The following is a 9,948-nucleotide window of genomic DNA, read 5'->3' as shown; positions in this document are numbered from 1 at the left end:
TCGAAGCCATCGCCATGACCACCATCAAGCAAGACGATCTGATCCAGTCCGTTGCCGACGCACTGCAGTACATCAGCTACTACCACCCGGTCGACTACATCACCAATCTTGCCGCCGCCTATGAGCGCGAGGAGTCGGCCGCCGCGAAGGATGCGATGGCGCAGATCCTGATCAATTCTCGCATGGCGGCGGAAGGTCATCGTCCGTTATGCCAGGACACCGGCATCGTCACGGTGTTCCTCAAAGTCGGCATGAGTGTCCGCTGGGACGCCACGATGTCGCTGGAGGACATGGTCAACGAAGGTGTGCGTCGCGCCTACAACGATCCGGACAACAAACTGCGCGCCAGTGTGCTCGCCGATCCGGCCGGCAAGCGCAGCAACACCAAGGACAACACGCCTGCGGTGATCAACGTCTCCATCGTGCCAGGAGATACCGTCGATGTGATCGTCGCGGCGAAGGGCGGCGGTTCGGAAGCGAAGTCCAAGTTCGTGATGTTGAACCCCTCCGATTCCATCGTGGATTGGGTGCTCAAGACGGTTCCCACCATGGGTGCGGGCTGGTGTCCGCCGGGCATGCTCGGCATCGGTATCGGCGGCACGGCCGAGAAGGCGATGCTGCTGGCGAAAGAAGCGCTGATGGAGCCGATCGATATCCAGGATCTGATCGCACGCGGCCCGACGAATCGTGCCGAGGAATTGCGTATCGAGCTGTACGAGAAGGTCAACGCGCTCGGCATCGGCGCGCAGGGTCTGGGTGGTTTGACCACCGTGCTCGATATCAAGGTGAAGGATTACCCGACGCACGCGGCGAATCTGCCGGTCGCGATGATCCCCAACTGCGCCGCCACGCGTCATGCCCACTTCACGCTCGACGGTTCCGGTCCGGTGATGCTCGATCCGCCATCGCTCGAAGACTGGCCGAAACTCACTTACGACACATCCAAAGGCCGTCGCGTGAATCTGGACGCGCTCACGCGAGAGGAAGTCGCCACCTGGAAGCCCGGCGAAGTACTGCTGCTCAACGGCAAGTTGCTGACGGGCCGCGACGCCGCCCACAAGCGCATGGTCGACATGTTGAACAAAGGCGAGAAGCTGCCGGTGGATTTCCACGGCCGCTTTATCTACTACGTCGGCCCGGTCGATCCGGTGCGCGACGAAGTCGTCGGTCCCGCTGGTCCGACCACGGCCACCCGTATGGACAAATTCACCGAGCAGGTGCTCGCGCAGACCGGTCTTTTGGGCATGGTCGGCAAGGCCGAACGCGGTCCGGCGGCCATCGATGCGATCAAGAAGCATCAGTCGGTCTATCTGATGGCGGTGGGTGGTGCGGCTTACCTTGTTTCCAAGGCGATCAAGGCGTCGCGGGTGGTGGGCTTCGCCGATCTCGGTATGGAAGCTATCTACGAATTCGACGTCAAAGACATGCCCGTTACCGTCGCGGTTGATTCCGCCGGTACTTCCGTGCACAAGACGGGGCCGCGCGAATGGCAGGCGCGTATCGGCAAGATTCCGGTGACGGTGGAATAACTACGTCGAACTTGACGAACCCATCCCTCTCCCGTCGGGAGAGGGTGCCGGCAGGCGGGTGAGGGTGCGCACAGCGCGAAGAATCCAATCTACATCAAACATGGATGGCGCGATCCAAACGAACCCTCACCCCAACCCCTCTCCCGAGGGGAGAGGGGCTAAGAGCGTTTAGCCATCCAAATGGCCGTCCATAGTCACAATCGGCGGTTGCATTCCGGCTGATGCAGCGCAACACTGAGGGGATTGTGTCCCCCGCAACCCTGACAGAGACATCGTGACCTCAAATGCCTCCGCGCCGCTTTCCGCCGGCGCTCCCTGGATCGTGATGAAGTTTGGCGGCACCAGTGTCGCCACCTTGCCGCGTTGGCAGAACATCCGTGAACTCGTTGCCAGCCGCCGTGCCGAAGGCGCACGCGTGGTGGTGGTCGTGTCCGCGCTCACCGGCATCACCGACGCGCTCAAACATCTGTGTACCCAGGACGACAAAGGCAAACGCATCGAGGCTGCGAAGGCAATCGCGCAACGGCACTACGATTTGCTCGATCACATGCAGCTGGCGGTTCCCGATACGCTCGCATCGCGACTTTCGGAGCTGGCCAAGCTGGCGGAAGACGGCCCGGCCGCGCTCGGCGAACTGGCTTGGTCTGCGCTGGTGCAGGCGCAAGGTGAGTTGATGTCCAGTTCGCTCGGCGCCGCTTTCCTTACGCATAGCGGTTTGGCGACGCAGTGGGTGGACGCGCGCGATTGTCTCGCTGCTATCGCGCTGCCCAATCAGAACGAGCGCACCAAGCTGCTGTCGGCCATGGTGGAAGCCAAGCCGGATTCGTCACTCAATGCGCGCCTTGCAAAATCAGGCGAGGTGTTCATCACGCAGGGCTTTATCGCGCGCGAGTCGAAAGGCCGCACGGTGTTGCTGGGTCGTGGCGGCTCGGATACTTCCGCGTCGTATTTTGGCGCGTTGCTGAAAGCACAGCGCGTGGAAATCTGGACGGACGTGGCCGGCATGTTCACCGCCAATCCGCGTCAGGTGCCCGGCGCGCGTCTGCTGCAGAAACTCGATTACGAAGAAGCACAGGAAATCGCCTCGACCGGCGCCAAAGTGCTGCACCCACGCTGCCTGTCGCCGCTGCGCGAGCCGCGGGTGCCGATGCTGATCAAGGACACCAACCGACCGGAGCTGGAAGGCACCGTCATTGGCCCGGAAGTGCGCGAACACGCGCCAAGCGTCAAAGCGATCAGCGCACGCAAGGGTCTCACGCTGGTGTCGATGGAATCGGTCGGCATGTGGCAGCAGGTCGGCTTTCTTGCCGATGTGTTCGCACACTTCAAGCAGCACGGTCTGTCGGTGGACTTGATAAGTTCGGCCGAAACGAACGTCACCGTGTCGCTCGATCCTACCGAGAATTTGCTCGATTCGGACGCTGTTGCCGCGCTTGCCAGCGATCTTGCCAAATCGTGCCGCGTCAAAGTCATTGCGCCGTGCGCCGCCATTACGCTGGTTGGCCGCGGTATGCGTTCGATGCTGCATACGCTTTCCAGTGTGCTCGCGGAATTCGGTCAGTTGCGCGTGCATCTGATCTCGCAGTCTTCGAACAATCTCAACCTCACGTTCGTGGTTGACGAAAGCGTCGTCGACGAACTCGTACCGCGGTTGCACGAGATGCTGATCGCCGCCGGTGCATTGCGCACCGACGACAGCGCGCTGTTTGGGTCGAGCTGGCAAAGTCTCTACGGAAGCGGCGAAACGGTTGTAACGCCCGATGCGTGGTGGCGAACCGCATCCCGCGACAAACTCCTCGCACTGGGTAGGGAAGCCACGCCGCGTTATGTCTACCACTTGCCGACGGTTCGACATCAGGCGCGCGAACTGAAGGCGCTCGGTTCTGTGGATCGCCTGCATTACGCCGTGAAGGCAAACACGCATCCGGCCATCTTGCGCGTACTTGCCGAAGAAGGTTTCGGTTTCGAATGCGTATCGCCGGGCGAACTCAAAGCGGTGATGGCGGCAGTGCCCGAATCGTCGCCGTTATTGTTCACACCTAACTTCGCGCCTCGCGACGATTACGCATGGGCATTCACGACACGCGCGACTGTCTCGCTCGATTCGCTTTACCCGCTCGAACATTGGGGCGATGTATTTCGCGGTCGCGAGATCGTCTTGCGCATAGACCTGGGCCGCGGCCTCGGTCATCACGAGAAAGTGCGTACGGGTGGCAGCGGCAGCAAGTTTGGTTTGCCGGTCGAACACATTGACGCATTCTTGCGGCTGGCCGATACCCACGGCGTCATCGTGCGCGGACTGCACGCGCATCTGGGTTCGGGCATTCTCGATGCGAAGCATTGGGGCGAAGTCTACGGTCAACTCGCCAGCCTTGCCGAGCGCATCGGCAGCGTGGATTTTCTCGACATCGGCGGCGGACTCGGTGTGCCGTCGCATCCGGGCGAGGCGCGACTGGACATCACCGCGCTGGACGAAGTGCTGCGTAAGGTCAAATCCGCGTATCCGCACTACACACTGTGGATGGAGCCGGGCCGTTACCTGGTCGCCGATGCGGGCGTGCTGATCACGCGCGTCACGCAGCAGAAGGGCAAAGGCAGCTGGCGCTACCTCGGCGTGGACACGGGCATGAACAGCTTGATTCGCCCGGCACTCTACGACGCATGGCATGAGATCGTGAACCTCACGCGTCTGGACGAACCCGCCACGGCGCTGTATCAGGTCGTCGGTCCCATCTGCGAAAGCGGCGACGTCATCGGGTCCGATCGCCGGCTGCCGGAGGCGAAGGAGGGTGACGTGATGCTGATCGCCCAGGCCGGTGCCTACGGCAAAGTCATGTCTTCGCCTTACAATCTGCGGGATGAGGCGGAAGAAATCGTCCTCGAATAGTCATCGCCGCGCCCCCTCTCGCCATGGGAGAGGGCGTGGCGTGAGCCGCCATTACGGAGTGTTTGAGTGACCAACCCGATCCAACCGCGCCTGACCCAGGTCTTCCGTTTCGTGCGCTGCAGCTATGCGGACGGTGTGGCCGAACTGGTCTATCAGTTCGATCAGGGTGAGGAACTGATCGAGCGCGTGCGTTTTCCCGCAGCACCGGCGATCGGTGCAGGGCACAAGCATGCGTTCGATGCGGCACTCAAAATGCTGCACTTGATCGCGGGCGTGAGTTATTACAAAGCAGGCATTCCGCCCAAGATAGAGGTGGCGAATGACCCGCTCGACGACACCACCGCCGATCTGCTCGACGCGTTGTATCTGCATGGTCTGGCCGAGTTCGCGTATCGCAACGGGCTGGATCTGCGCGGGCGCATCAATTTTCCGCGTGCGTCATCCACGCAGGCAAAAGTTGCAGCGCCCGAGCTTCATTTACCAAAGCGCACACTGGTGCCGATTGGCGGCGGCAAAGATTCACTCGTCGCGGTGGAAGCCATCAAGCAGATCGGCGGACAAGCGACAGCTGTGTGGGTCGGCAATTCGCCTTTGATCGCTTCATGCGCGGAACGCACCGGTTTGCCAACGCTCAACATTCAGCGCGAACTGGCGCCAGGTCTATTCGAGCTTAACCGACTCGGTGCATGGAACGGCCATATTCCCGTGACTGCGGTGAACTCGGCCATTCTCGCCGTGGCTGCGGTTCTCTATGGCTATGACAGCATCGCTTTCGCCAATGAACGTTCTGCGTCCGTCGCGACGCTGGAGTACGAAGGCCAGCAAGTGAATCATCAGTGGAGCAAGGGCTACGCATTCGAGCAGATGTTCAGCGATTGGCTGCATACGCATGTTGCCGCCGATCTGGATTACTGCTCGGTGTTGCGTCCGTACTCGGAGCTAGCCATCACGCGCGCGTTTGCGAAACTCACGCCCTATTTCGACGTGTTCTCCAGCTGCAACCGTAACTTCAAGATTCTCGGTCCGAAACCGGCGGACCGCTGGTGTGGACAATGCCCCAAGTGTCACTTCGTGTTTCTTGCACTGGCACCGTTTCTGCCGAAGCCACGGTTGCTCGCGATCTTCGGCCGCAATCTGCTGGACGATGAATCGCAGGCAGCAGGCTTTGACGCGTTGCTCGAATACCACGATCACAAACCGTTTGAATGCGTGGGCGAGGGGGCGGAAGCGCGCGCAGCGATGTACGCATTGAGTCAGCGGCCGGAATGGCAGGAAGATGCACTCGTCGCGCGTTTCCGTAGCGAGATCCTGCCGCAACTCGATACGGCGCAGTTAGCGCTGGAGCCCTGGCTTACGCCATCGGACGAGCATCGCGTTCCGGTGCGACTGCAAGCAGCGCTCGCGGCGATCGGCTGACATGCGCATCGCGGAACTTGCCGGGCAACGCGTTGCCATCTGGGGTTTCGGGCGCGAAGGCCGCGCGGCGATCCGTGCGTTGCGTCATCGCGCCCCCGGTCTGACGCTTGCGCTTTATTGCACCGAAGCGGAAGCCGCCGAAGCGCGAGCATTCGATGCCGCGCTACGCGTCTACGCAAACGAGCCCGATGCCGTGGCGCTCAGTGCATACGACGTAGTCGTGAAATCGCCCGGTATTTCCGCCTACAAGCCGGCGATCATCACAGCGCAGGCGCAAGGTACGCGTTTCACGTCCGGTACGGCACTGTGGTTCGCGGAAAATCCGCAAGCACGAGTAGTTGCCGTCACGGGCACCAAAGGCAAAAGCACCACCACGGCATTGCTTGCGCACCTCGCACGTGCGTTGGGCATCCGCACGGCACTGGCAGGCAATATCGGATTGCCATTGCTTGAATTGCTCGATCAGCAAGCGGAGTTGTGGGCGATCGAACTTTCCAGTTTTCAAACCGGCGAAGCGGGTGCGTTGGAGTTGGGTGTCATTACCAGCCTGTATGAAGAACATCTCGACTGGCACGGTTCGCGCGAACGCTATGTCGCCGACAAGCTCAAGCTTGCCGATGCTGCCCGTCAGTTGTTGGTGAATGCGGAGCAGGCTTCGTTGCTCGAGGAAACGGTGGCGCATCCTCATCGCATCATGTTCGGCCGGCAAGACGGATGGCATGTGGCGGAAGGTTCTATTCGTCGCGGCGAAGTCGACGTATTGGCGCTGAGCCAACTCTCCGTGCCGGGGCTGCACAACGCCCTGAATGCATGCGCGGCACTGGCAGCATTGGAAGCCATGGGTTTCGATGCCGTTGCAGCTGCTCCCGCGTTGAATGGTTTTCGTCCGTTACCACATCGCTTACAGCCGCTAGGCGAAAGCGACGGCATGCAGTGGATCAACGATTCCATCAGCACAACGCCGCAAGCAACCATTGCCGCGCTCGATAGCCTGCACGATCGCGATATCACCGTCATCGTTGGCGGACACGATCGCGGTCTGGATTGGTCGCCATTCGTACGGGATGTCGCCTCACGTAAACGCCTGCGCATCGTGACGCAAGGTGCCAACGGTCCACGCATCGCGTTCGCATTGCGCGCGGCAAAATCCGAAATTCCGCTAGGCGATGTCGATAACCTCGCAGACGCCATCGATATGGCACGCATCATTACGCCAAGCGGCGGTGTTGTGCTGCTCTCCCCGGGCGCGCCCAGCTTCGATCAATTCCACGATTATGCCGATCGCGGTCGGCGCTTCGCCGAGATGGCCGGATTCGATGCCAAGACGATGACCGGTATCGATGGATTGGGTATAGCCTGATACGTGTCTAGGTAGCCAGCAGATCTGCTAATCCGTCGTAGTCTGCTCGCCGCCCGGCGGCAACACGGCGTCATTCGTCTTGGTTCGATGTAAGCACGAGCTGGCAGTTCGACGAACGCCGAGCGCGGAGGCTTCAACGCCGAAGTGGGCCTGCGCTATAGGTGTAAGCGTTGCGAGTGAGGCGAGTCAAATCGTTCGCCCATGATGATTGAACGTCATCGTTGGAAATAAAAAGGACCGCACTATTTTTGGAGTGCGGCCCTTTTGTTTGGAAGCCGGAATGCTTACCAGATCTTCACGCGATCATCCGGTGCCAGATAAAGCTTCTCATCAGGCTTGACGCCAAAGGCGTCATACCAGCCATCAAGATTACGCACCGTCTGCGCGCGGAAGTTGGATGGTGCGTGCACATCGGTGGACAGTCGCTGACGAAGTGCCGCGTCACGAATCTTGAAGCGCCACGCTTGACCGAACGCCAGGAAGAATCGCTGATCGCCCGTGAGACCGTCGATCACCGGCGCCGGTTTGCCGCCGAGCGATTTGTGATACGCGGCGAATGACACCGTGATACCAGAAAGGTCGGCGATATTTTCACCCAGCGTCTGTTGACCATTCACATGCAGACCCGGCAGCGCTTCGTACTGGTTGTACTGCTGAACCAGCTTCTGCGTTGCCGTCTGGAAATGTGCTGCATCCTGCGGCGTCCACCAGTTTTCCATCTTGCCCTGCGCATCGAAGTCAGCACCCGTGTTGTCGAAGCTATGGCTGATCTCGTGACCAATGACCGCGCCGATAGCGCCGTAATTCGCTGCGTCGTCCGCCTTCGGATCAAAGAAGGGCGGTTGCAGAATCGCAGCCGGGAAGTTCAGTGCGTTCTGCAGGGGCAGATTCACGGCGTTCACCGTTTGCGGCGTCATCCACCATTCGCCGCGGTCGACCGGCTGATGGAGTTTGGCGATCTGATGCTGATATTCCAGTTTCTCGGCGCGCAGATGGTTGCCGAGCGGATCGTCCGCCTTCACCACCAGCGTGCTGTAGTTTCGCCACTTGTCCGGATAACCCATGCCCACACGCAAGGTGGCAATTTTTTCTTTTGCTTTGGCACGCGTCGCCGGTGTCATCCAGGCGAGCGTTGTCAGGCGTTCGTCAAACGCGGCAAGAATATTCTTCACCATCGCTTGCACACGCGCCTTTGCTGAAGCAGGGAAATACTGCTTCACGTAAAGTTGGCCCACGGCATCGCCAAGGTCTGCATTCGTCAAGACAACCGCGCGTTTCCAGCGCTCCTGTTGTTGGGGTGTGCCCTGCAGCGTTGTGCCATAGAAGTCGAAGTTGAGATCGGCATAAGCCTTTGGCAGCATCGGTGCTGCACCGTCAATGGCGTGATAGCGCAGCAACTGCTTCCAGGTTTCGACCGGCTCGCTTGCCACGAGCGCGGAGAGCCCCGTGGTCGCCGACGGCTGCCATGCGTCGAAATGTTGCTGGTCGCTCAGGCCTGCCGCCTTGAAATACGCGGTCCAATTGATACCCGGTGCTTTCTGTGCGAAGTCGCTCACGCTCCACACGTTGTTGGCTTTATGCACATCCTGGCTGTCGACTAGGCTTTCCTGCGCCTGCGCGATCTTCGTTTCCAGCGCGACGATCGCCTTGGCCTGTGCATCGGCGTCAGGCGTACCGGCAAGCTTCAACAGCGACGCGACATAGGTTTCATACTTCGCACGGGCCGCTGCCATTTGCGGATCTTGCGATACGTAATAGTCGCGGCTCGGCATCGCCAGGCCACCTTGCAGCAGATAGACCATCGAGTGCGACGTATCCTCCAGACCCTGCGTCACGAACGCACCGAAAAGATTTTCGGTGTGGAAATTCGTGGCGTTGACGGGGTCGACATCGGCACGCATCTGGCTGCCCAGTACACGGGAGAGGTCATCGCGAGTCTTGATCGCGTCGATTTGGTCCAGCTCCGCCTTCAGCGGCGCCAGTCCAAGCCTCTCGATGTTCGCGTCATCCATGAATGCGGCGTAATAGTCCGCAATCTTGCGTGAATTCGAGCCGGCGGGCGCATTGGATTTGGCAAGACTCTGGATCAGGTCGGACGTGCGCTTTTCGGCCAGCTGATAAACAAATAGAAAACTGCCCGTACTCGAACGGTCGGCTGGAATCTGCGCGGTCTTCAGCCATGTGCCGTTGGTGTAGCCGAAGAAATCGTTACCCGGTTGAATCGAATGATCGATGCCAGAGAGATCGATACCGATATTCGAGCTGCCGGAGCTTGTCGGGGGAGCGACACCCAACGCGGCTGGCGCTGCCATCAAGGCCGTGGCGCCGCTCAATGCCGCCGCAGTAAAAATCGATCGAAATCGCTGCATGGCGATCACCTTATCTGTGGAGTGAGTTCTCCAAGATAGTCCGCAACGGCGCGCTTGTGAGCATGACTTTCGGGCTATGCGACCGCCTTGCCACGTTCACGGGAAAATGGCGAGGCGGGGCCGCTCAGGGTGTTGTTGGGCCGATGAGCTCGATTTCAGCCAAGGCTGCTTGTGCCGATGCGGCATCGTCGAAGGCGAGTCGATAGTACGCGTGTTTTGCGGATTGCTTGATGCCGAACACGCGTGTCTGGCGCGGCCAGGGAAAGCGTTCGTGGCTGCGAGTATCAAGCGTCATCCAGTGCTGACCATCGTCGGAAGCTTCCAGCGCCCAGTTCGACGGAGCGGCAGCATGGGCCGGCGAGGTGAGCGTGTACATCGCAATCGTGC

At 60.2% G+C, this 9,948-nt stretch carries 6 protein-coding genes; 4 read left to right on the top strand and 2 right to left on the bottom strand.

The features are described from left to right. Positions 1–14 precede the first annotated feature (14 nt). The 4 genes from VK725_RS02090 (at position 15) to murD (ending at position 7,192) form a co-directional block, all read left to right on the top strand. Positions 15–1,529, top strand: coding sequence for a fumarate hydratase (locus VK725_RS02090; RefSeq protein WP_325316404.1), 1,515 nt, complete (start codon positions 15–17; stop codon positions 1,527–1,529). Positions 1,530–1,803: 274 nt separating this feature from the next. Then, on the top strand, positions 1,804–4,416 hold the full coding sequence (locus VK725_RS02085) for a bifunctional aspartate kinase/diaminopimelate decarboxylase (protein WP_325316403.1): 2,613 nt from the start codon (positions 1,804–1,806) through the stop codon (positions 4,414–4,416). Between the two features lie 66 nt (positions 4,417–4,482). Further along, entirely contained in the window at positions 4,483–5,832 is a 1,350-nt protein-coding gene (murL, locus tag VK725_RS02080; RefSeq protein ID WP_325316402.1) for a UDP-N-acetyl-alpha-D-muramoyl-L-alanyl-L-glutamate epimerase, read from the top strand. Between the two features lies 1 nt (position 5,833). Beyond that, a complete protein-coding gene (gene murD / locus VK725_RS02075) occupies positions 5,834–7,192 on the top strand; it encodes a UDP-N-acetylmuramoyl-L-alanine--D-glutamate ligase (RefSeq protein ID WP_325316401.1) in 1,359 nt (452 codons plus the stop codon). Between the two features lie 284 nt (positions 7,193–7,476). Here murD and VK725_RS02070 read toward each other — a convergent pair whose 3' ends face one another. Both VK725_RS02070 and VK725_RS02065 read right to left on the bottom strand, forming a co-directional pair. Further along, positions 7,477–9,561: a M13 family metallopeptidase gene (locus VK725_RS02070; protein ID WP_325316400.1), complete on the bottom strand. Its 2,085-nt coding sequence runs from the start codon at positions 9,559–9,561 to the stop codon at positions 7,477–7,479. A gap of 124 nt (positions 9,562–9,685) precedes the next feature. Beyond that, a partial coding sequence (locus VK725_RS02065) for a hypothetical protein (protein WP_325316399.1) occupies positions 9,686–9,948 on the bottom strand: 263 nt, incomplete at its 5' end.

Source organism: Dyella sp., from assembly GCF_035486915.1.
GTDB lineage: Bacteria > Pseudomonadota > Gammaproteobacteria > Xanthomonadales > Rhodanobacteraceae > Dyella_B.
The sequence above is the reverse complement of the archived record's forward strand: the minus strand, read 5'-3'. Positions and strand labels throughout refer to the sequence as shown.

Excerpts from the sequence above, each read along its gene's own strand:
- murD (WP_325316401.1), top strand. The coding sequence starts at position 5,834 with ATGCGCATCGCGGAACTTGCCGGGCAACGCGTTGCCATCTGGGGTTTC.
- VK725_RS02070 (WP_325316400.1), bottom strand. The coding sequence starts at position 9,561 with ATGCAGCGATTTCGATCGATTTTTACTGCGGCGGCATTGAGCGGCGCC.
- VK725_RS02090 (WP_325316404.1), top strand. The coding sequence starts at position 15 with ATGACCACCATCAAGCAAGACGATCTGATCCAGTCCGTTGCCGACGCA.